The 20232-nt window shown below is 69.5% G+C and carries 18 protein-coding genes; 13 read left to right on the forward strand and 5 right to left on the reverse strand.

Annotated elements, in window-relative coordinates:
- The first annotated feature begins 3 nt into the window (after nucleotides 1-3).
- The 13 genes from ABIC47_RS16890 to ABIC47_RS16950 all read left to right on the forward strand — a co-directional run bounded on the left by ABIC47_RS16890 (nucleotide 4) and on the right by ABIC47_RS16950 (nucleotide 14218).
- Nucleotides 4-1335, forward strand: a complete 1332-nt coding sequence (locus ABIC47_RS16890; RefSeq protein ID WP_354482220.1) for a DUF58 domain-containing protein — start codon at nucleotides 4-6, stop codon at nucleotides 1333-1335.
- Nucleotides 1332-1931: a hypothetical protein gene (locus tag ABIC47_RS16895; protein WP_354482223.1), complete on the forward strand. Its 600-nt coding sequence runs from the start codon at nucleotides 1332-1334 to the stop codon at nucleotides 1929-1931. The genes ABIC47_RS16890 and ABIC47_RS16895 overlap by 4 nt, the downstream gene beginning before the upstream one ends.
- A 220-nt stretch (nucleotides 1932-2151) precedes the next feature.
- The gene (gene uvrA, locus ABIC47_RS16900) at nucleotides 2152-5061 is read left to right on the forward strand and encodes an excinuclease ABC subunit UvrA (protein ID WP_018191147.1); all 2910 of its coding nucleotides are present in this window, start codon (nucleotides 2152-2154) and stop codon (nucleotides 5059-5061) included.
- 8 nt (nucleotides 5062-5069) lie between these two features.
- A complete protein-coding gene (gene uvrC, locus ABIC47_RS16905; RefSeq protein ID WP_354482225.1) occupies nucleotides 5070-7052 on the forward strand; it encodes an excinuclease ABC subunit UvrC in 1983 nt (660 codons plus the stop codon).
- A 34-nt stretch (nucleotides 7053-7086) separates the two neighbouring features.
- Nucleotides 7087-7983 carry an RNase adapter RapZ gene (gene rapZ, locus ABIC47_RS16910; RefSeq protein WP_089876044.1) on the forward strand — a complete coding sequence of 299 codons (897 nt, stop codon included), beginning with the start codon at nucleotides 7087-7089 and terminating at the stop codon, nucleotides 7981-7983.
- Between the two features lie 55 nt (nucleotides 7984-8038).
- Nucleotides 8039-9019 (forward strand): DNA-binding protein WhiA, encoded by a 981-nt coding sequence (gene whiA / locus ABIC47_RS16915; protein ID WP_018191144.1) that lies wholly within the window; start codon nucleotides 8039-8041, stop codon nucleotides 9017-9019.
- Nucleotides 9020-9126: 107 nt separating this feature from the next.
- Nucleotides 9127-9753: a superoxide dismutase gene (locus ABIC47_RS16920; protein ID WP_020077536.1), complete on the forward strand. Its 627-nt coding sequence runs from the start codon at nucleotides 9127-9129 to the stop codon at nucleotides 9751-9753.
- A gap of 103 nt (nucleotides 9754-9856) precedes the next feature.
- Nucleotides 9857-10861, forward strand: a complete 1005-nt coding sequence (gap, locus tag ABIC47_RS16925; RefSeq protein WP_018191142.1) for a type I glyceraldehyde-3-phosphate dehydrogenase — start codon at nucleotides 9857-9859, stop codon at nucleotides 10859-10861.
- Between the two features lie 15 nt (nucleotides 10862-10876).
- Nucleotides 10877-12094, forward strand: a complete 1218-nt coding sequence (locus ABIC47_RS16930; RefSeq protein ID WP_018191141.1) for a phosphoglycerate kinase — start codon at nucleotides 10877-10879, stop codon at nucleotides 12092-12094.
- Nucleotides 12082-12885 (forward strand): triose-phosphate isomerase, encoded by an 804-nt coding sequence (gene tpiA, locus ABIC47_RS16935; RefSeq protein WP_039731453.1) that lies wholly within the window; start codon nucleotides 12082-12084, stop codon nucleotides 12883-12885. The genes ABIC47_RS16930 and tpiA overlap by 13 nt, the downstream gene beginning before the upstream one ends.
- A gap of 70 nt (nucleotides 12886-12955) precedes the next feature.
- Nucleotides 12956-13201, forward strand: coding sequence for a preprotein translocase subunit SecG (gene secG / locus ABIC47_RS16940; protein WP_018191139.1), 246 nt, complete (start codon nucleotides 12956-12958; stop codon nucleotides 13199-13201).
- 26 nt (nucleotides 13202-13227) lie between these two features.
- Complete coding sequence (locus ABIC47_RS16945) at nucleotides 13228-13593, forward strand: RNA polymerase-binding protein RbpA (protein ID WP_018191138.1); 366 nt, start codon at nucleotides 13228-13230, stop codon at nucleotides 13591-13593.
- 190 nt (nucleotides 13594-13783) lie between these two features.
- Nucleotides 13784-14218 carry a hypothetical protein gene (locus ABIC47_RS16950; RefSeq protein WP_354482233.1) on the forward strand — a complete coding sequence of 145 codons (435 nt, stop codon included), beginning with the start codon at nucleotides 13784-13786 and terminating at the stop codon, nucleotides 14216-14218.
- Here ABIC47_RS16950 and pgl read toward each other — a convergent pair.
- From pgl to tal, 5 genes are read right to left on the reverse strand one after another with little or no spacing between them, the layout of a single operon-like run.
- Nucleotides 14199-14969 carry a 6-phosphogluconolactonase gene (gene pgl / locus ABIC47_RS16955; RefSeq protein WP_354482236.1) on the reverse strand — a complete coding sequence of 257 codons (771 nt, stop codon included), beginning with the start codon at nucleotides 14967-14969 and terminating at the stop codon, nucleotides 14199-14201. The two genes, ABIC47_RS16950 and pgl, sit on opposite strands and share 20 nt — an antisense overlap.
- Entirely contained in the window at nucleotides 14966-15928 is a 963-nt protein-coding gene (locus tag ABIC47_RS16960; RefSeq protein ID WP_020077538.1) for a glucose-6-phosphate dehydrogenase assembly protein OpcA, read from the reverse strand. The genes pgl and ABIC47_RS16960 overlap by 4 nt, the downstream gene beginning before the upstream one ends.
- Nucleotides 15925-17466, reverse strand: a complete 1542-nt coding sequence (gene zwf, locus ABIC47_RS16965) for a glucose-6-phosphate dehydrogenase (RefSeq protein WP_089876038.1) — start codon at nucleotides 17464-17466, stop codon at nucleotides 15925-15927. The genes ABIC47_RS16960 and zwf overlap by 4 nt, the downstream gene beginning before the upstream one ends.
- Before the next feature lie 25 nt (nucleotides 17467-17491).
- Nucleotides 17492-19102: a phosphoglucose isomerase-related protein gene (locus tag ABIC47_RS16970; protein ID WP_018191133.1), complete on the reverse strand. Its 1611-nt coding sequence runs from the start codon at nucleotides 19100-19102 to the stop codon at nucleotides 17492-17494.
- Nucleotides 19099-20229, reverse strand: a complete 1131-nt coding sequence (gene tal / locus ABIC47_RS16975) for a transaldolase (RefSeq protein WP_018191132.1) — start codon at nucleotides 20227-20229, stop codon at nucleotides 19099-19101. Before tal ends, ABIC47_RS16970 begins: the two co-directional genes overlap by 4 nt.
- Nucleotides 20230-20232 lie beyond the last annotated feature (3 nt).

The raw sequence follows: 20232 nt of genomic DNA on the forward strand, positions 1-20232 counted from the left end.
CCGATGACCGAGCGAGCCGTCACCGTCACACGGACGGGGTGGATGCCCAGCCCGGCGCTGGCGGGCGCGATCGTGGTCGGAGTGATCGGCGTGGTCGCCGCCTTCGTCATGTCCCGGCTCGAACCGGCGCTGATCGGCATCCCGCTGCTGCTCTCCGCCGCGTGGGGCTGGGACCGCCGGCCGGCCGCGTCCGTCGACCCGGTCGAGATCAGCACCGCCGTGACGGTTGACGAGACCGCTAGCGGCGACGTCGGCGACGCGACTCTCGGCATCCACGTCGCGGCGTCTGCCACCCAGGGGCGCGGAACGCAGCGCCCCGACGCCCTGCACCTCCGCTTGGGCCTGGGCGGCGCCGGACCTGTCGAGGCCGTCGTCACCCCGCGAACGGCCGCGGACCTCCGCAGCGAGGTGCCCATCGTGCACTCCGGTCCGCAGCGCGTCGCCGCTGTCGAGGTCCGCGCCCTGGGTGCGGACGCGGCCTGGGCGAGCACGCCTGCCGACGAGGCTGCGGTCGAGCGGGTCGTCCGTCCGCGGCGCGCGCCCCTCCGCAGTCTTCCGCTGCCCGCGCGGCTGCTCGGGCTGACGGGGCAGCACATCTCCACGCGGCCCGGAGACGGCGGCGAGTTCCGCGACATCGATCTGTTCCATCCCGGCGACCGGCTGCGGCGCATCGACTGGAAGGCCACGGCGCGCGCCGGTCGCGGAGTCGACCTGTACGTCCGGCGCACCACGGCGACCTCCGACGCGGCCGTGCACCTCGTGCTCGACGCGCGAGACGACGTCAGCGCCGTGGTCGCCGACTGGCCGCGCGCCTACCCGCGCCCGGCGGTGTCGTCGCTCGACCTCGCGCGGGAGGCCGCCTCCTCGCTCGCGGCCGCCTACGCCGGCGCGGCCGACCGGGTCGGGTTCGACGACCTGGGGGAGTCGCGCCGCGTGCTTCCTCCGCGGGCGGGCGCCCGGCACCGGGAGCGGGTGCTGCGGGCGATCGAGGCGACCGCCGCGAACGGGGCGCCGTTCACGCGGGTCCGTTCTCCGCGGCTCGCTCCGGGGTCGATCGTGTTCGTCTTGTCGACCTTCCTCGACGATCAGCCCGTCACGCTCGCTCTCACCTGGCGCGCCGCAGGGCACCGGGTGGTCGCCGTCGACGTGCTGCCTGCTCGGGATGCGCGAGAGCTGCCCGCCCGTGATCGCCTGGCCCTGCGCACCATCGAGCTCGAGCGCTCCCTCCGCCTCGAGCAGCTGCAGTCGGGCGGCGTCGAGCTGCTCGTCTGGCAGGATGCTGCCCTGCGCGAGGCGGCGCTACGTGTGCTGGCGTCCGGACGGGCCCGACGGTGAGCCGCCACGACGCGCGGCCGGCGAACGGGCCCGCACCCGGCACCGGGACGCCGATCGGGACACCATCCGGGTCGGCGACGGCGGCACCGGTGCTCGGCGTACGGACCGTTCCTGCCTGGTCTGTCCGCGTGCTCTTCGCCGCGATCGCGCTGCTGCTCGTGCTGGTCGGCGTGCCCGAGGGTCCGTGGACGGGCATCGCAGCCCTCCTGATCGGCGTCTCGGTGTGGCGGCCGCGCTGGCTGACCGCGTGGGTGCTCATCGGGGTGCTGCTGCTGTCCTCCCTGGTCGAGCCCGGCACGCTCACTCCGCGCCTGCTCGGCCTGATCGCCGGTGCGCACGCCCTCCACCTGCTGGCCGGATGGATGCTGGCGCTGCCCGCCGCCGCACGCCTGCAGCCCGCGGTGCTGCTCCCTTCTCTCCGTCGGTTCGCGATCATCCAGGTGCCGGTGCAGCTCGCCGCCGTCGCCCTGCTGCTGGTCCGGGGCGGCGGAGGCATCGGGCCGAGCGTCCCCGTGCTCGCCGCCGTCTCCGGACTCGCCCTCGCCGCGCTGGTCGGCCTGCTGCTCCCCGCTCTGCTCCGCCGCGCGCCGCGCTGAGCGCTCGGCCCGGCGTCCGCATCCACTCCAGCCTCCGCATCCACTCGCCGAGGGTTGGAATGTCGGTGGTCGCGCCTAGACTCGCGGCTGCACGGGATCACCGTGCCGTCCAGGGTAGAATCGAACACACGTTCGACCTGGCGAACGGGTGCGCGGTGGGCGAACAGCCCCGATTTCCCAGTACGGATGGCGGAGAATAGAGCGAGTGAGCAGCGGGCGAGTGAACAGCGATCGGGTCGGGGAATCCGGCAACATCAGCAGGGTGACGGGGTCGCACCTCAGTGTGCGCGGCGCACGCGTTCACAACCTGCACAACGTCGACCTCGAGATCCCACGCGACTCGATGGTGGTCTTCACGGGCCTGTCCGGATCCGGCAAGTCGTCGCTCGCGTTCGACACGATCTTCGCGGAGGGGCAGCGCCGCTACGTCGAGTCGCTGTCGGCGTACGCGCGGCAGTTCCTGGGCCAGGTGGACCGGCCGGACGTCGACTTCATCGAGGGCCTCAGCCCCGCGGTGTCGATCGACCAGAAGTCGACCAACCGCAACCCGCGGTCCACGGTGGGCACCATCACCGAGATCTACGACTACATGCGTCTGCTGTGGGCGCGTATCGGCGTTCCGCACTGTCCGATCTGCGGTGAGCGCATCCAGCGCCAGACCGTCCAGCAGATCGCCGACCAGCTCATGGAGCTCGAGCCCGGCACCCGCTACATGGTCGTCAGCCCGGTGGTCTCGCAGAAGAAGGGCGAGTTCGTCGACCTCTTCAAGGAGCTCGCGGCGAGCGGTTACTCGCGCGCGCTCGTCGACGGCGAGCAGATCCAGCTCTCCGAGCCGCCGACGCTGAAGAAGCAGTACAAGCACGACATCTCGGTGGTCGTCGACCGCCTCGTCGCCGGCCCGGACATCCTCGGCCGGCTGACCGACTCCCTGGAGACGGCGCTGCGCCTCACCGACGGCCTGGTCCAGGTCAACTACGTCGACCGCGAAGGGCCCGCCGCCTGGCAGAACTTCAGCGAGAAGCTGTCGTGCCCCAACGGCCACCCGATCCAGCTGACCGAGATCGAGCCGCGCACCTTCTCGTTCAACGCCCCGTTCGGCGCCTGCCCCGAGTGCTCCGGCCTCGGCACGCGCATGTCGGTGGATGACGAACTCCTGCTCGGCGACGACGAGCTCAGCATCGCCGAAGGCGTCATCGTGCCGTGGACCACCCAGGGCAAGGGACTCTTCAACTACTACGAGAAGCTGCTCGACGGCCTCGCCCGCGACCTCAAGTTCTCGCTCAAGACGCCGTGGAAGAAGCTGCCGGAGAACGTGCGCGACGCGGTGCTGCACGGCGACAACTTCGAGGTCAAGGTGCGGTGGAAGAACCGCTACGGCCGCGAGATGTCGTACACCTCCGGCTTCGAGGGCGTGGTGCCCTACATCGAGCGGCAGTATCTGCAGGCCGAGACCGACACGCAGCGCGCCCGCTGGGCCGAGTACCTGCGCGAGGTCCCGTGCCCGGTCTGCGGCGGCAAGCGGCTGAAGCCCGAGGTGCTCGCGGTGCTCGTGCACGGCAAGAGCATCGCCGACGCGTCGCTGCTCAGCCTGAGCGACGCCCGCAACTTCATGGAGAAGCTGCACCTGACGGAGCGCGAGCAGAAGATCGGTGCGCAGGTGCTGCGCGAGATCAAGGTCCGGCTCGACTTCCTCATCCAGGTCGGCCTCAGCTACCTCGACCTGGCCCGCGCGGCCGGCACGCTGTCCGGCGGCGAGGCGCAGCGCATCCGCTTGGCGACCCAGATCGGCTCCGGCCTGACCGGCGTCCTCTACGTGCTCGACGAGCCGAGCATCGGTCTGCACCAGCGCGACAACCGCCGGCTCATCGACACGCTCGTCGCCCTGCGCGACCTCGGCAACACGCTGATCGTGGTCGAGCACGACGAGGACACCATCCGCACCGCCGACTGGATCGTAGACATCGGCCCCGGCGCGGGAGTCAACGGCGGGCACGTCGTCCACTCCGGTTCGTACGACGACCTGCTCGCCAACACCGAGTCGCTGACCGGCGACTACCTGGCGGGTCGTCGGGAGATCGCCATCCCGTCCAAGCGCCGCAAGGTCGACAAGAAGCGGATGATCCGCGTCGTGGATGCGGAGGCCAACAACCTGAAGAAGGTCACGGTCGACTTCCCGCTCGGCACGTTCGTGGCGGTGACCGGAGTCTCCGGTTCGGGCAAGTCGTCGCTCGTCAACGACATCCTGTACCGGGTCATGGCCAACAAGCTCAACGGCGCCCGCAAGGTGCCGGGAAAGCATCGGACCGTCACCGGTCTCGAGAACCTCGACAAGGTCGTCCACGTCGACCAGGCGCCGATCGGCCGCACCCCGCGGTCGAACCCGGCGACCTACACCGGCGTCTTCGATCGCATCCGCAACCTGTTCGCCGAGACGCCGGAGGCGAAGACCCGCGGCTATCTGCCCGGCCGGTTCAGCTTCAACGTCAAGGGAGGACGCTGCGAGGCGTGCTCGGGTGACGGCACGATCAAGATCGAGATGAACTTCCTGCCCGACGTCTACGTCGCGTGCGAGGTGTGCGGGGGAGCGCGGTACAACCGCGACACGCTGTCCGTGCACTACAAGGGCAAGAACATCGCCGAGGTGCTCGACATGCCGATCAGCGAGGCGGCGGAGTTCTTCCGGCCGATCTCGGCCATCCACCGCTACCTGCAGACACTCGTCGACGTCGGCCTCGGCTACGTCCGGCTCGGGCAGAGCGCGACGACCCTCTCCGGCGGCGAGGCGCAGCGCGTGAAGCTCGCGACCGAGCTGCAGCGCCGGTCCAACGGCCGCAGCGTGTACGTGCTCGACGAGCCGACCACGGGTCTGCACTTCGAGGATGTCCGCAAGTTGCTGCTGGTGCTGAACGGCCTGCTCGACAAGGGCAACACGGTGATCGTCATCGAGCACAACCTCGATGTCATCAAGTCGGCCGACTGGATCATCGACATGGGTCCGGAGGGCGGCGCCGGCGGCGGAGAGGTCATCGCGACGGGCACACCCGAGAAGGTCGCGGAGACCCCGGGCAGCCACACCGGCTTCTTCCTCAAGGAGATCCTGCAGGGCGAGTCCGCCCGGGGCGCCGCGTAAGAGGCGCGATGGCAGACACCGTCAACTACCGGCCGAAGGCCGGCGAGATCCCGACGCAGCCCGGGGTGTACCGGTTCCGTGACAAGAACCGACGCGTGCTCTACGTCGGCAAGGCGAAGAACCTGCGCGCGCGGCTGAGCAACTACTTCCAGCCGCTGCGCAGCCTCCACGAGCGCACCCGCCGCATGGTCACCACTGCGGCGAGCGTCGAGTGGACGGTCGTCGGCACGGAGTACGAGGCGCTGCAGCTGGAGTACACCTGGATCAAGGAGTTCAACCCGCCCTTCAACGTCAAGTTCCGCGACGACAAGACGTACCCGTACCTGGCGGTGACGCTCGGCGACCGCATCCCGCGCGTCATGATCACGCGCAACCGCAACATCAAGGACGCCCGCTACTTCGGCCCGTACACGAAGGTCTGGGCGATCCGCGAGACGGTCGACCTGATGTTGAAGGCCTTCCCGATGCGGAGCTGCTCCGACGGCGTGTACCGCCGCGCCGAGCTCACCGGGCGGCCCTGCCTCCTGGGCGACATCGGCAAGTGCGCAGCGCCCTGCGTCGGGCGCATCTCGCCCGGCGACCACAAGTCGCTCGCCATCGATTTCGCGTCGTTCATGGCGGGCAACGACAGCGGCTACCTGCGCGACCTGAACGAGAAGATGAAGCAGGCGGCCAGCACGATGGACTACGAGTCCGCCGCGCGCCACCGCGACGCCATCCAGGCGCTCGAGGGAGTGCTCGGCAAGAGCGCGGTCGTGCTTCCGGAGAACATCGACGCCGACGTCTTCGGCATCGCCCACGACGAGCTGGCCGCGGCCGTCCAGCAGTTCATCGTGCGCGGCGGCCGCGTCCGCGGTGTGCGCAGTTGGGTGGTCGACAAGGAGCTCGACATGGAGCTCGCCGAACTCGTCGAGACGGTCGTCCAGAACGCCTACGACGGACCGGACGCCCCGCCGCGCGAGATCATCGTGCCCGAGCTGCCGGAAGACACCGCGGAGCTCGAGCAGTGGCTGACCCAGCGCCGCCGCGAGACGCCGGACCCCTCCGCCGCCCGCGGCCGCCTCACCGGCCGCGTCGAGCTGCGCACAGCGCAGCGCGGCGACAAGGCCGCGATCGCGCAGACGGTCGAGATGAACGCGAAGAACGCGCTCGTCCTGTACAAGACCCGGCGGAGCTCGGACTTCGTGGCGCGGTCGAAGGCGCTGAACGACATCCAGGACGCCCTCGGCATGGACGAGGCGCCGCTCCGGATGGAGTGCTACGACGTCTCGCACCTCAGCGGCACGAACATCGTGGCGTCGATGGTGGTCTTCGAGGACGGCCTGCCGCGCAAGGACCAGTACCGCCGGTTCAGCATCCCCGAGTCGACCGACGACACGGAGTCGATCTATCAGGTCATCTCCCGCCGCCTGGCGTACCTGAAGGACGCGCCCGCAGCGGCAGCCGACGCCGCCCCCACCGTCGATGAGGAGACGGCGCTCGACGCCGAGGGCGCTGCCGGTGCCGACGAGATCGTGGATGCCGCCGAGGGCCGTCGCCGCAAGTTCTCCTACCCGCCGAACCTGTTGATCGTCGACGGAGGCCAGCCTCAGGTCGCTGCCGCAAAGCGCGCGCTCGATGAGTCCGGGGTCACCGGCATCCAGCTCGCGGGAATCGCCAAGCGCCTGGAGGAGATCTGGCTGCCGGACTCCGACTTCCCGGTGATCCTGCCGCGGAACAGCGACGCCCTGTTCCTCATCCAGCGCCTCCGCGATGAGGCCCACCGCTTCGCGATCACCTACCAGCGGGCGCGCCGCAAGCGCGACATCGGGACGGTGCTGGGCGAGATCCCGGGCCTCGGTCCGTCACGTGTGAAGGAGCTGCTGAAGCACTTCGGCTCGGTGGCCCAGCTGCGCAAGGCGACGCCCGAGCAGATCGCCGAGGTGCGCGGGGTCGGTCCGACCCTCGCGACCGCGATCTTCGAGCGGCTCGCAGAGGGCGGCAGTCGCTAGGCTGGGGGAACACCACAACGGAGGAGACCGGACGATGGCCACCGACGGCGACACAGTCGCGACGAACGCCGAGCAGCAGGAAGTCCTCATCGTCACCGGGATGTCGGGCGCCGGCCGCTCGACGGTCGCCAATGCGCTGGAGGACCTCGACTGGTACGTCGTGGACAACCTCCCACCGCAGATGCTGCGCCCGCTGATCGAGCTCGCCAACCGCGCCGAGTCAGGTCTGCCCCGCATCGCCGCGGTCGTCGACGTGCGCGGGCGCAACTTCTTCGTCGATCTGCGCGACATGATCCAGAGCCTCCGTGAGGGCACGAAGGTGCGCGTGCTGTTCCTGGAGGCGTCCGACGCGGTGCTCGTCCGCCGGTTCGAGCAGGTGCGCAGGCCGCACCCGCTGCAGGGCGACGGCACCATCCTCGACGGCATCTCGGCGGAACGGACGCGGTTGCGCGAGATCCGCGAAGCGAGCGACATCATCGTCGACACCACCGACCTCAACATCCACCAGCTGGCGACCAACATCACCGACACCTTCGCGGCGGAGGACGCCGCCGACGTGCAGGTGACGGTGATGAGCTTCGGCTTCAAGTACGGGCTGCCCGCCGACGCCGACATGGTCGCCGACGCGCGCTTCCTGCCGAACCCGTTCTGGAACCCCGAGCTGCGGCCGCACACGGGTCTGGAGGAGATCGTCAGCGACTACGTCCTGGCACAGGACGGCGCGGATGAATTCATCCAGGGATACGTCTCGGCGCTCCGTCCGATCATGTCCGGCTACCAGCGAGAGAACAAACGGCACGCTCTGATCGCGATAGGCTGCACTGGCGGAAAGCACCGGTCCGTCGCGATTGCGGAAGAGCTCGCGGCGCGGTTGCGGAGTTTCCCCGGTCTGTCGGTCAACACCAAGCACCGCGACCTCGGCCGTGAATGATCACGGCTTTTCCCTCCACGGCACCACCCCCGCCTTGAGACAGTAAGGAATCCGATTGGCTCTCACCGCCGACGTCAAGGACGAGCTCACGAAGGTCGAGGTCAGCAAGACCACGGTCCGAGCAGCAGAACTGGCCACCATCCTCCGGTTCTCGGGCGGTCTGCACCTCATCGGCGGCCGGATCGCGGTCGAGAGCGAACTCGACACCCCGGAACTCGCACGGCGGGTCCGGAAAGACCTCGCGGAGCTGTACGGCGTCCGCAGCGAGGTGTCCGTCATCTCCGCGTCCGGACTGCGCCGCAGCAGCCAGTACCTCGTCCGCGTGCTCGAGGGCGGCGAGACGCTCGCCCGGCAGACCGGACTCCTGGATGCGCGTCGCCGGCCGATCCGCGGCCTCCCGAACCGCCTGACCACCGGCTCCCGCGACGAGCTCGCCGCCGTCTGGCGCGGAGCCTTCCTCGCCCACGGCTCGCTCACCGATCCGGGCCGCTCCGCCGCCCTCGAGGTCACCTGCCCCGGTAACGAGGCCGCCATGGCGCTCGTCGGCGCAGCCGGCCGTCTCGGCATCGCGGCCAAGGCCCGTGAGGTGCGCGGCGTTCACCGCGTCGTCATCCGCGACGGCGAGGCGATCAGCGCCATGCTCGTCGCGATGGGTGCCCTCCAGACCGTCACCAACTGGGAGGAGCTGCGGCAGCGCCGCGAGGTGCGCGCCAACGCCAACCGCCTGGTCAACTTCGACGACGCCAACCTGCGCCGCTCGGCCCAGGCCGCCGTCGCCGCGTGTGCGCGCGTGGAGCGCGCGCTCGAGATCCTCGGCCCCGACGTCCCGCAGCACCTGCGCTACGCGGGTGAGCTGCGTCTCGCGCACCGCGACTCCAGCCTGGACGAGCTGGGTCACCACGCCGACCCGCCCATGACGAAGGACGCGGTCGCGGGCCGCATCCGTCGCCTGCTCGCGATGGCGGACAAGCGCGCGAGCGACCTCGGCATCCCCGGCACGGAGGCGAGCCTCCCCGCCGATCTGGACGAGGTGTAAGTTTCGACGGGGAACGTGCGGCCGGAAGGAAGCATCCGACGGCCGCCCGGGTTGCCCTTACTAGACTCGACGAGTCGCTCGAATCACAACAACAGTGGAGATGAGTAATGGCTGACTACACGCTGCCGGACCTTCCGTACGACTACTCGGCTCTTGAGCCGAACATCAGCGGCCGGATCATGGAGCTGCACCACGACAAGCACCACAAGACGTACGTCGACGGCGCGAACACCGCCATCGCCAAGCTGGCCGAGGCGCGCGACGCCGACGACCTGACCTACGTCAACAAGCTCGAGAAGGACCTCGCGTTCAACCTCGCCGGCCACGTCAACCACACGGTGTTCTGGAACAACCTCTCGCCGGACGGCGGCGACAAGCCGGTCGGCGAGCTGGCCGCCGCGATCGACGAGTTCTTCGGCTCGTTCGACAAGTTCCGCGCCCACTTCACGGCGTCGGCGCTCGGCATCCAGGGCTCCGGCTGGTCGATCCTGGCCTGGGACTCCCTCGGGCAGAAGCTCATCATCGAGCAGCTGTACGACCACCAGGGCAACCTCGCCGCGGCGACCGTCCCGCTCCTCATGCTCGACATGTGGGAGCACGCCTTCTACCTCGACTACGTCAACGTGAAGGCCGACTACGTGAAGGCGTTCTGGAACATCACCAACTGGGGCGATGTCAATGACCGCTTCGTCCGTGCGCGCGAGAAGACCGCGGGTCTGCTGCTACTGTCGTAGGCGGGTGGGCGTCCCGGGAGGGACCCTCCCGGGACGCCGCCGTCCGCAATCAACACCTGACAAAGCGCGCCGTCCGGCGCCCATCGAGTAACTGGAGACATCTGTGTCCGTAAAGATCGGAATCAACGGGTTCGGTCGCATTGGTCGTAACTACCTGCGCGCCGCCCTGGCGAAGGGCAGCGACCTCGAGGTCGTCGCGGTGAACGACCTCACCGACAACAAGACGCTCGCACACCTGCTCAAGTACGACTCCATCACGGGCCGTCTCGACGCGACGGTGGAGCTCGACGGCGACAACATCGTCGTCAACGGCAACCCGATCAAGGTCCTCGCGGAGCGCGACCCCGCCAACCTCGGCTGGGGCGACCTGGGCGTCGACATCGTCATCGAGTCGACCGGCCGCTTCACCAAGGCCGACGACGCGCGCAAGCACATCGAGGCGGGCGCCAAGAAGGTCATCATCTCGGCTCCGGCGACCGGCGAGGACGCCACGTTCGTCATGGGCGTGAACGAGCACCTCTACGACCCGGCGTCGCACAACATCATCTCCAACGCGTCCTGCACCACGAACTGCCTCGCGCCGCTCGCCAAGGTGTTCAACGACGAGTTCGGCATCGAGCGCGGTCTGATGACCACGGTCCACGCCTACACCGCCGACCAGAACCTCCAGGACGGCCCGCACTCCGACCTGCGTCGCGCCCGCGCCGCCGCGATCAACATCGTCCCGACCTCCACCGGTGCGGCGAAGGCCATCGGCCTCGTCCTCCCGGAGCTCAAGGGCAAGCTCGACGGCTTCGCGCTGCGCGTCCCGGTCCCCACCGGCTCCATCACCGACCTCACGGTCACCGCCTCGCGCCCGGTCACGGTCGACGAGGTCAAGGCGGCCTACAAGAAGGCGGCGGAGGGCCCGCTGAAGGGCATCCTCAAGTACACGGAGGACGAGATCGTCTCCTCCGACATCGTCTCCGACCCGCACTCCTCGATCTTCGACTCGGGTCTGCTGCGTGTCCTCGGCGACCAGGTGAAGCTCTCGAGCTGGTACGACAACGAGTGGGGCTACTCCAACCGTCTCGTCGACCTGACCGAGTACGTCGCCGAGCGCCTCTAAGCGCAGGGAACCGACGTGACGCTCCGCACTCTCGACTCACTCGGTTCGCTCGCCGGCAAGCGGGTCGTCGTCCGCTGTGATCTCAACGTGCCCCTGGACGGCGCGAAGATCACGGACGACGGTCGCGTGCGAGCGTCGATTCCCACGCTGAACGCCCTGATCAACCAGGGCGCGAAGGTGGTCGTGATCTCGCACCTGGGACGCCCCGAGGGCGCCCCGGATGCGAAGTACAGCCTGGCGCCGGTAGCCCAGCGGCTCTCCGAGCTGCTGGGCGCGCCAGTGACCTTCGCCAAGGACACCGTCGGCGGCGGCGCCGAGGAGGCCGTCAACGGCCTCAACGACGGCGACGTCGCCCTGCTGGAGAACCTCCGGTTCAATCCGGGGGAGACCTCGAAGGACGAAGGCGAGCGTCGTGCCTTCGCCGAGAAGCTGGCCGCCTTCGGCGACGCCTTCGTCTCGGACGGCTTCGGCGTCGTGCATCGGAAGCAGGCGAGTGTCTACGAGCTCGCCCAGCTGCTGCCGAGCGCGGCCGGCACGCTGATCCAGGCCGAGCTCGACGTGCTCGACCGTCTGACCGAGAACCCCGAGCGGCCGTACGCGGTCGTCCTCGGCGGCTCGAAGGTCTCGGACAAGCTCGGTGTCATCGGTCACCTCCTGCCGAAGGTCAACTCGCTGCTCATCGGCGGCGGGATGCTGTTCACGTTCCTCGCGGCCAAGGGCATGAAGGTCGGGTCGAGCCTGCTCGAAGCCGATCAGATCGACACCGTCAAGGGCTACCTGGCGAAGGCCGAGGAACTCGGCGTCGAGCTGGTGCTCCCGCGCGACGTCGTGGTGGCCTCGAAGTTCGGCGCCGACGCGGAGCACGTGGTGCGCCCGGTCGACGCGATCGAGGACACCGACTGGGGTGACAAGGGCCTGGGGCTCGACATCGGCCCGGAGACCGCCGAGCTGTTCTCGGAGTACGTCCGCGGAGCGCGCACGGTGTTCTGGAACGGCCCGATGGGCGTGTTCGAGCTGGCGCCGTTCGCGGCGGGCACGAAGGCGGTCGCGCAGGCGCTCACCGAGGTCGACGGCCTCAGCGTCGTCGGAGGTGGCGACTCCGCCGCGGCCGTCCGTGCGCTCGGGTTCCGTGACGACCAGTTCGGTCACATCTCGACGGGCGGAGGCGCGAGCCTCGAGTTCCTGGAAGGCAAGCGACTCCCCGGACTGGAGGTCCTCGGATGGCAGCAGTGAGCCCCACGGTGCGGCGTGTCCCGCTCATCGCCGGCAACTGGAAGATGAACCTGGACCACCTCCAGGCGATCGCGTTCGTGCAGAAGCTCGCGTGGACGCTGAAGGACGCCAACCACGACTTCTCGGCGGTGGAGGTGGCGGTCTTCCCGCCCTTCACCGACCTGCGGAGCGTGCAGACGCTGGTCGCGGCCGACAAGCTGCCCCTCGCCTTCGGCGGACAGGACGTCTCGGAGCACGAGTCGGGTGCGTACACGGGCGAGATCTCGGCCGCGTTCCTCGCGGCCCTGGAGTCGCGGTACGTCATCATCGGTCACTCGGAGCGGCGCACGCTGCACGCCGAGACCGACGAGCAGGTCGCCGGAAAGGTGGCCGCCGCGCTGAAGCACAACATCGCCCCGATCATCTGCGTCGGCGAGACGGCGGAGGACCTCGAGACCCACGGCGCGAGCGCTGTGCCGGTTGCGCAGCTCCGTGCCGCGCTGTCCCGCGTCGACTCGGCCGCCGACTTCGTCGTGGCGTACGAGCCCGTCTGGGCCATCGGCTCCGGCCAGGCGGCGACGCCCGAGCAGGCGGAGCAGGTGGCGGCGGCACTGCGTGCGGTCATCGCCGAGGTGCTGGGCGACGACGTCGCGGCCAAGACGCGCATCCTGTACGGCGGTTCGGTGAAGTCGGGCAACATCGCCGGCTTCATGCGCGAGCCCAATGTGGACGGCGCGCTGGTCGGCGGTGCGAGCCTCGACGTGAACGAGTTCGCCGCGATCGTCCGGTATCAGAAGCACGTCGGTCTCTGACGGCTCCCGCCGGTTATACTGGTCGTTGGTCTTCCCGGGCACGGCCCGGACGCTTCCCGAAAGGTTCCACGTGCTGATTCTCCAGGTCGTCCTGCAGGTGCTGCTCGGCATCACCAGCCTCCTGCTGACGCTGCTCATCCTGCTGCACAAGGGTCGCGGCGGCGGTCTGTCCGACATGTTCGGAGGCGGCGTCACGTCCAACCTGGGTGCGTCGGGTGTCGCCGAGCGCAACCTGAACCGCATCACCGTGATCCTGGGCCTGATCTGGATCACCTGCATCGTCGTGCTCGGTCTGATCACGAAGTTCAGCGCGTAAGCGCACACTGAAGAAGGAGAGACTGCATGGCATCCGGAGGCAGTGCAATCCGCGGCTCGCGCGTCGGCGCGGGCCCGATGGGCGAGCAGGACCGTGGTTTCCACGCGGACCGCGTCGCGATCTCGTACTGGGACGCTCTCGGCAACGAGACGGTCCGCTACTTCGCGGCGAACCTCCCCGAGGAGGAGATTCCCGACATCATCGACTCGCCGTCGACCGGTCTTCCGGCCGGCCGCGACAAGGAGAACCCGCCGTCGGTCGCGAAGACGGAGCCCTACAAGACGCACCTCGCGTACGTGAAGGAGCGCCGCAGCGAAGAGGAGGCGGAGCAGCTGCTCGAGGACGCCCTCAACCAGCTGCGCGCCCGTCGGGGTCGTCCGACCACCAACTGAGCGTTCACGTCACGAAGGCCGCCCACCTCTCGGTGGGCGGCCTTCGTGCGTTGTGCCCGCCCCATCCCATCCCCACGATTTGCGCCAAATCTCGGTTATCGCTCTCCCATAACCACGATTTGGCGCAAATCTCGGTCATCGCGGCTCTATAGGGACGATGTGGCGCAAGTCTCGGGGCTACACTGCGGGCATGCGGGGAGCACGGGACGATCGGGCGGACACTCCGCGTGCGCTCGGCGACGAGGTCAGCAGGCTCAGTCTGCTGGCCCTGCTGGAGGAGGCCGTCGACGCGGCCGAGAAGGCCGACATCCTGCTTGCACGCTGTGACGACATCGACGTGACGACAGCGGCGGATGCGCGGCAAGCGCTGCGATTGCGGGTCACCTTCGCCGAACTGCACCGCTGGGTGGACGAACTCGACCTCGACGGCCGGGAGGCGGAGGTGCGCGACGAGGCGGCTCGCCTGCTCGCGTTCTACCTGCACCTGGTGACGCACGCGTTCGACCGCCGCATCGCCGCCGCAGGGCACGACCGGCGTGCGATCCGACAACGCGGACCGTTGACCGGTGCGCCCTGCGCGCGGTTGACGACGCTGCGGGAGCGAGTCAGTAGCTGGGTGCGATGAGGTTCTCGGGCACGTCGACGGCGGCATCCTTGTCCACGAAGAACACGGTCCGCTTGCGGCCCTTGGCACCCGCGACGGGGACCTCGGTGTAGCTGGCGCCGGCGAGGGCGAGACCGAGGGCACTGGCCTTGTCCGTGCCGGACAGCACGAGCCAGATGCGGTCGGACGAGTTGATCACCGGGCGGGTGAGGCTCAGCCGCTGCGGCGGCGGCTTCGGCGAGTCGCGCTCGGCGATCACCGACGCCTTCTCCTCGCGGATCCCGGGGCGGTCCGGGAACAGCGACGCGATGTGGCCGTCCGGCCCGACGCCGAGGAAGGTGATGTCGAACTTCGGCACCGGCCAGCCCTCGTGGGCGAACGCCTCGAGCTCGGCCGAGTAGAGGCGGGCCGCCTCGTCGATGTCCGGGACCTCATCCGACGACGGGAAGGGGTGCACGTTCTCCGGCGGGACCGCGATGTGGTCGAGCAGGGCCTCGCGGGCCTGGCGCTCGTTGCGGTCGGGGCTGTCACGCGGCACGAACCGCTCGTCTCCCCACCAGAAGTGCACCTTCGACCAGTCGATGGTGTCGCGGGCGGGGGAGGCGTTGACCGCCTCCAGCACCGCGATGCCCATCGTGCCGCCGGTGAGCGCGATGTTCGCCACCCCCAGATCGTCGAGGATGTCGATCGTCTTGGTGAGGAAGCGCGCGGCCACAGACGCGGTCAGAGCCTCCTTGTCGGGGTGAACGAGCACCCGCCGTTCGTTCGTCATACCCTGGCGCCTGCTCCTTCGTCGGAGGTCTCCAGCAGTGCGAGACCCTTGGTGATGACCTCGCCGTAGAGGTCGTCCGGGTCCAGCCTACGCAGTTCTTCCGCCAGGCAGTCCCGCAGGCTGCGGCGTGGCAGGGAGAGGTCGTGCGTGGGCTGGCCGGGCTGCGACAGGCGGGCGACGTTGGGGACCTCGCGCCGCAGCTCGATCACGCCGGACGCGCGCTCCATCTTCACGCCGTGGATGCCGCCCGAGCCGATCGCGCGCGAGGCGAGGTCGTACTGCACGGGCACCTGCAGCTGGAGCCGCAGCCAGGCGGCGAGGAGCAGCGTGGACGGCGAGTCAGCCGCACCGGCCACGTCGACGGCCGTGATCGGCTCGTACGGCGGCTGGTCGAGCACCGCGGCGAGCTGCGCGCGCCACAGTGTCAGGCGCGTCCACGCGAAGTCCGTGTCACCGGGGGCGTAGGTCTTGCCCAGGTGGAACAGGAACTCCTGCGGGTTCGGCTGCGCGGAGGCGTCGGTGATCCGCCGGGTCGCGATGCGGCCCAGGGGAGAGGTGGACGCCTTCTCGGGCGCGATGCCCGGCCACCAGACCACCACGGGGGCGTCGGGGAGGAGCAGGCCGGTGACCAGTCCCTCCTCGTCGCTCGCCGTGTCGCCGTAAGCGCGGAGCACGATGACCTCGCTGGCCCCGGCGTCGCCGCCGACGCGGATCTGCGCGTCGAGTCGGCCGTCGCCGTTGTGGGTCCGCTCCTCCTCGGTCGACACCACGATCACGCGCATCGGGTGCTCGCGGGAGGCGTCGTTGGCGGCCTCGATGGCCTCCTCCTCCTGCCCCAGGTGCGTCGCGATGATGAGCGTCAGGACGCGGCCGAGGGCGACGGCGCCGCCCTCCTCGCGGATCTTGACGAGCGCCTTCGAGATGTTGCTGACGGTCGTCGCGGGAAGGTCGACGATCATGGACGCCTCCAAACGCGGCCGTCGCGGGCGAGGAGCTCGTCGGCCGACTTCGGGCCCCAGGTTCCGGGGCGGTACTGCTCGGGCTGGCCCTGCGTGGCCCAGAAGTCCTCGATCGGGTCGAGGATCTTCCAGGAGAGCTCGACCTCCTCGTGGCGGGGGAACAGCGGCGGGTCGCCGAGCAGCACATCCAGGATGAGCCGCTCGTACGCCTCGGGGCTGGCCTCCGTGAAGGCGTGGCCGTAGCCGAAGTCCATGCTGACGTCGCGCACCTGCATGCCGGCGCCGGGGACCTTCGAGCCGAAGCGGATGGTCACACCTTCGTCGGGCTGGACGCGGATGACGAGCGCGTTCTGGCCGAGCGCGCTGGTCTGCGACTCCGCGAAGAGCTGCTGCGGAGCGCGCTTGAAGACGACCGCGATCTCGGTGACGCGGCGGCCGAGGCGCTTGCCGGCGCGCAGGTAGAACGGGACGCCCGCCCAGCGGCGGGTGCCGATCTCCAGCTTGATGGCCGCGTAGGTCTCCGTGGTGGAGTGCGGGTTCATCCCGTCCTCCTCCAGGAAGCCCGGGACCTTCTCGCCGCCCTGCCAGCCGGGGCCGTACTGTCCGCGGGCCGTCGACTTCGCGAGGTCCTTGGGCAGCCGGACGGCGGCCAGCACCTTCTCCTTCTCGGCGCGCAGGTCTGCGGCGTTGAACGAGATAGGCTCCTCCATCGCCGTGAGGGCGAGGAGCTGCAGCAGGTGGTTCTGGATGACGTCGCGCGCAGCGCCGATGCCGTCGTAGTAGCCGGCCCGGCCGCCCACGCCGATGTCCTCGGCCATGGTGATCTGCACGTGGTCGACGTAGTTGGCGTTCCAGATCGGCTCGTACAGCTCGTTGGCGAAGCGCAGCGCCAGGATGTTCTGGACCGTCTCCTTGCCGAGGTAGTGGTCGATGCGGAACACCGAGTCCGGCGGGAACACCGTCTCCACGACCGCGTTCAGCTCGCGAGCCGACTGCAGGTCGTGGCCGAACGGCTTCTCGATGACGACGCGCCGCCAGCCGTCGCCGGACTGGTCGGCGAGACCGGACCGCTTCAGCTGCTCGGTGACGATCGGGAACGCCTTCGGCGGGATGGACAGGTAGAACGCATGGTTGCCCATGGTCCCGCGCTCCTTGTCCAGGTCTTCGACGGTCTGCTTGAGGCGCTGGAACGCCTCGTCGTCGTCGAACTCTCCCGGGACGAAGCGGATGCCCTGTGCGAGCTGCTGCCACACGTCGTCGTCGAAAGGCGTGCGGGCGTACTGCTTGACCGCGTCGTAGACGACCTTCTCGAAGTCCTGGTCCTCCCAGTCACGCCGGGCGAAGCCGACGAGAGAGAACCCGGGCGGCAGGAGGCCGCGGTTCGCGAGGTCGTACACCGCGGGCATCAACTTCTTGCGCGACAGGTCGCCTGTCACTCCGAAGATGATGAGGCTGCTGGGCCCCGCGATGCGATTCAGACGGCGGTCGGAGGGCAACCGCAACGGGTTGAACTCCGGGGTGATTTCCACCGGTGACACGTGGGTGATCTCCTTTATCGACGGCTCAGTTGACGGCCTCGAACAGCGAGACGACATCCGCCTCGGGGTTCGTGAGGGTCAACGTCAGCACTGGGCGGCCGTGCTCGCCGAGGACGCTGGCGTCGCCGGCGGCCTGGGCCTGGATGAGCTGCCCGAAGGTGAAGGGACGGCCGGGGATCTCGAGATCCTCGGAGGGCGTCGCCGTGATCTGCAGGAACACGCCGACCGCCGGACCGCCCTTGTGGAACTGACCCGTCGAGTGCAGGAAGCGCGGTCCCCAGCCGAAGGTGACCGGGCGGTTCGCCTTCGCCGCCAGCAGGTCGCGGATGCCCGCGAGCTGGGGGAGCGCGAGGCGGTCCACGTAGGCCTGGACCGCGACGTAGCCGTCGGGTCCGAGCTGGGCGAGCAGGGCGTCCACGGCGGCGTCGAGGGTGCTCGCGTCGCCGAGGAAGGACCCGGTGGTGCGCACCTCGATGCCGCCCGCGGTGAACGCGGGGGTGACGGGCTCCGGCCGGTTGTCGAGCAGCGAGCGGGCGGCGACCTTGGCGGCCTCCACATCCGGCTGGTCGAACGGGTTGATCCCGAGCAGGCGTCCGGCGACCGCGACCGCGTACTCCCAGACGATGAGCTGGGCGCCGAGGCTGCCGGAGACGAGGATCTCGCCCTCGTGACGATCGGCCGGGAACAGGTGGTGCGCCTCGGCGTTCGCGACGAGGCGGACGACCTGGAGGTCGGCCGGCTTCGACTCGAGCTCGGGGGCGAGCTTGTCGAGCACGACCGGAAGCAGGCCGGTGCCCTCCTTACCGGTGGACTCGGCGATCAGCTGCTCGGCCCAGTCGGCGAAGCCCACGATGTGGGTGCCGTCGGAGACGATGCCCAGCTTGTCCTTCAGCGGGCTGGTTCCGGCGATCGCGGCGCCGAGAACGAGGCCCGGGTTCTGCTCGTTGTCGACCGCGAGCTCGATGGACGTGGCGTCCGCCTCGTCGAGGAGCTCGGAGATGTCGACGCCGGCGAGGCCGGAGGGGACGAGCCCGAACGCGGTGAGGGCCGAGTAGCGGCCGCCGACGTTCGGGTCGGCGTTGAACACGCGGTAGCCGGCCTCACGGGCGGACTGGTCGAGCGGCGAGCCCGGGTCGGTGACGACGACGATCCGCTCGCGCGGGTCGATGCCGGCGTCCTGGAACCACTTCTCGTAGACGCGCTTCTGGCTGTCCGTCTCGAGCGTCGAGCCCGACTTGGACGAGATGACCACCGCGGTGGCCTCCAGCCGGTCGCGGAGAGCCGAGAGCACCTGACCCGGGTCGGTGGAGTCGAGCACAGTGAGCTCGGCCTCCGCCGTCCGGGTGATGACCTCCGGCGCGAGCGACGAGCCGCCCATGCCGCCGAGGACGATGTGGTTCACGCCCTTGGCGTGCAGCTCGTCGCGCAGCGCGACGATCTCGGGCACGAGCGGGCGCGAGATGGCGACCGCTTCGGTCCAGCCGAGGCGCTTGCTCGCCTCGGCCTCGGCGGCCGGGCCCCAGAGGGCCGGGTCCTGGGCGGTGATGCCGGATGCCACCTTGTCGGCGACGAGCTGCGGCACCACGGTGCGGACGGCGTCGGCCGCCGCACCGGTGACGTGGATGCGGAACGTCACTTGGCGGCTCCCTCGAGGGCGTTCTTCACGGTCTCGACGAGCTCGCCCCACGAGACGTTGAACTTCTCGACGCCTTCGCGCTCGAGGGTCTCGGTCACGTCGTCGTAGCTGATGCCGAGGTCGGCCAGCTTGTTGAGCACGTCGTTCGACTCGGCGTAGGTGCCGGTGACGGTGTCACCGGTGATGTGGCCGTGGTCGAAGGTCGCGTCGAGCGTCTTCTCGGGCATCGTGTTGACGACGTTCGGGGCGACGAGCGCCTCGACGTACAGCGTGTCGGGCAGGCTCGGGTCCTTCACACCGGTGGAGGCCCACAGCGGGCGCTGCTCGTTGGCGCCGGCCTCGACGAGGAGCTTCGCGCGCTCGGTGGCGAACTGCTGCTCGTACACCTCGTAGGCGAGGCGAGCGTTGGCGATGCCGGCCTTGCTCTTGAGGCCCTCGGCCTCGTCCGTGCCGATCGCGCTGAGGCGCTTGTCCACCTCGGTGTCGACGCGCGAGACGAAGAACGAGGCGACCGAGTGGATGCCGGAGAGGTCGATGCCCGCCGCCTTGGCCTTCTCGAGGCCGGTGAGGTAGGCGTTGATGACCTCGCGGTAGCGCTCGAGGCTGAAGATCAGCGTCACGTTGACGCTGATGCCGGCCGCGATGGTCTCCGTGATGGCCTCGAGGCCCTCGACCGTCGCCGGGATCTTGATCATGACGTTCGGCTTCTGGATCTTGTCCGCGAGCTTCTTCGCGGCCTCGATGGTGGCCTTCGTGTCGCGGGCGAGCCCCGGGGCGACCTCGATGGACACGCGGCCGTCGACGCCGTTCGAGCGCTCGTAGACGCTGTGGAAGATGTCGCTCGCCTTGGCGACGTCGTCGGTGGTGATCTCGAAGATCGCGTCGTCGACGTCCACACCGGCGGCGGCGAGCTGGCGGACCTGCTCGTCGTAGGCCTCGCCCTTGGCGAGGGCGGCGGCGAAGATCGTCGGGTTCGTGGTCACGCCGACCACGTTCTTCTCGGCGATCAGCTTCTCGAGGTTGCCCGTGTTGATGCGCTCACGCGACAGGTCGTCCAGCCAGATGCTGACGCCCGCTGCGGACAGTGCGGCCGTGGGGGTCGCGGCGGTGGCGGTTGTGTCGGTCATTTT

The organism is Leifsonia sp. 563 (genome assembly GCF_040545055.1).
In the GTDB taxonomy this organism is placed as follows: Bacteria; Actinomycetota; Actinomycetes; order Actinomycetales; family Microbacteriaceae; genus Leifsonia.

Bases quoted from the DNA above. Each gene is read 5' to 3' on its own strand.
- ABIC47_RS16950 (WP_354482233.1), top strand. From the start codon at position 13,784: ATGCGGGGAGCACGGGACGATCGGGCGGACACTCCGCGTGCGCTCGGC.
- ABIC47_RS16945 (WP_018191138.1), top strand. From the start codon at position 13,228: ATGGCATCCGGAGGCAGTGCAATCCGCGGCTCGCGCGTCGGCGCGGGC.
- tal (WP_018191132.1), bottom strand. From the start codon at position 20,229: ATGACCGACACAACCGCCACCGCCGCGACCCCCACGGCCGCACTGTCC.
- uvrC (WP_354482225.1), top strand. From the start codon at position 5,070: ATGGCAGACACCGTCAACTACCGGCCGAAGGCCGGCGAGATCCCGACG.
- pgl (WP_354482236.1), bottom strand. From the start codon at position 14,969: ATGACGAACGAACGGCGGGTGCTCGTTCACCCCGACAAGGAGGCTCTG.
- ABIC47_RS16960 (WP_020077538.1), bottom strand. From the start codon at position 15,928: ATGATCGTCGACCTTCCCGCGACGACCGTCAGCAACATCTCGAAGGCG.
- ABIC47_RS16890 (WP_354482220.1), top strand. From the start codon at position 4: ATGACCGAGCGAGCCGTCACCGTCACACGGACGGGGTGGATGCCCAGC.
- tpiA (WP_039731453.1), top strand. From the start codon at position 12,082: ATGGCAGCAGTGAGCCCCACGGTGCGGCGTGTCCCGCTCATCGCCGGC.
- ABIC47_RS16920 (WP_020077536.1), top strand. From the start codon at position 9,127: ATGGCTGACTACACGCTGCCGGACCTTCCGTACGACTACTCGGCTCTT.
- rapZ (WP_089876044.1), top strand. From the start codon at position 7,087: ATGGCCACCGACGGCGACACAGTCGCGACGAACGCCGAGCAGCAGGAA.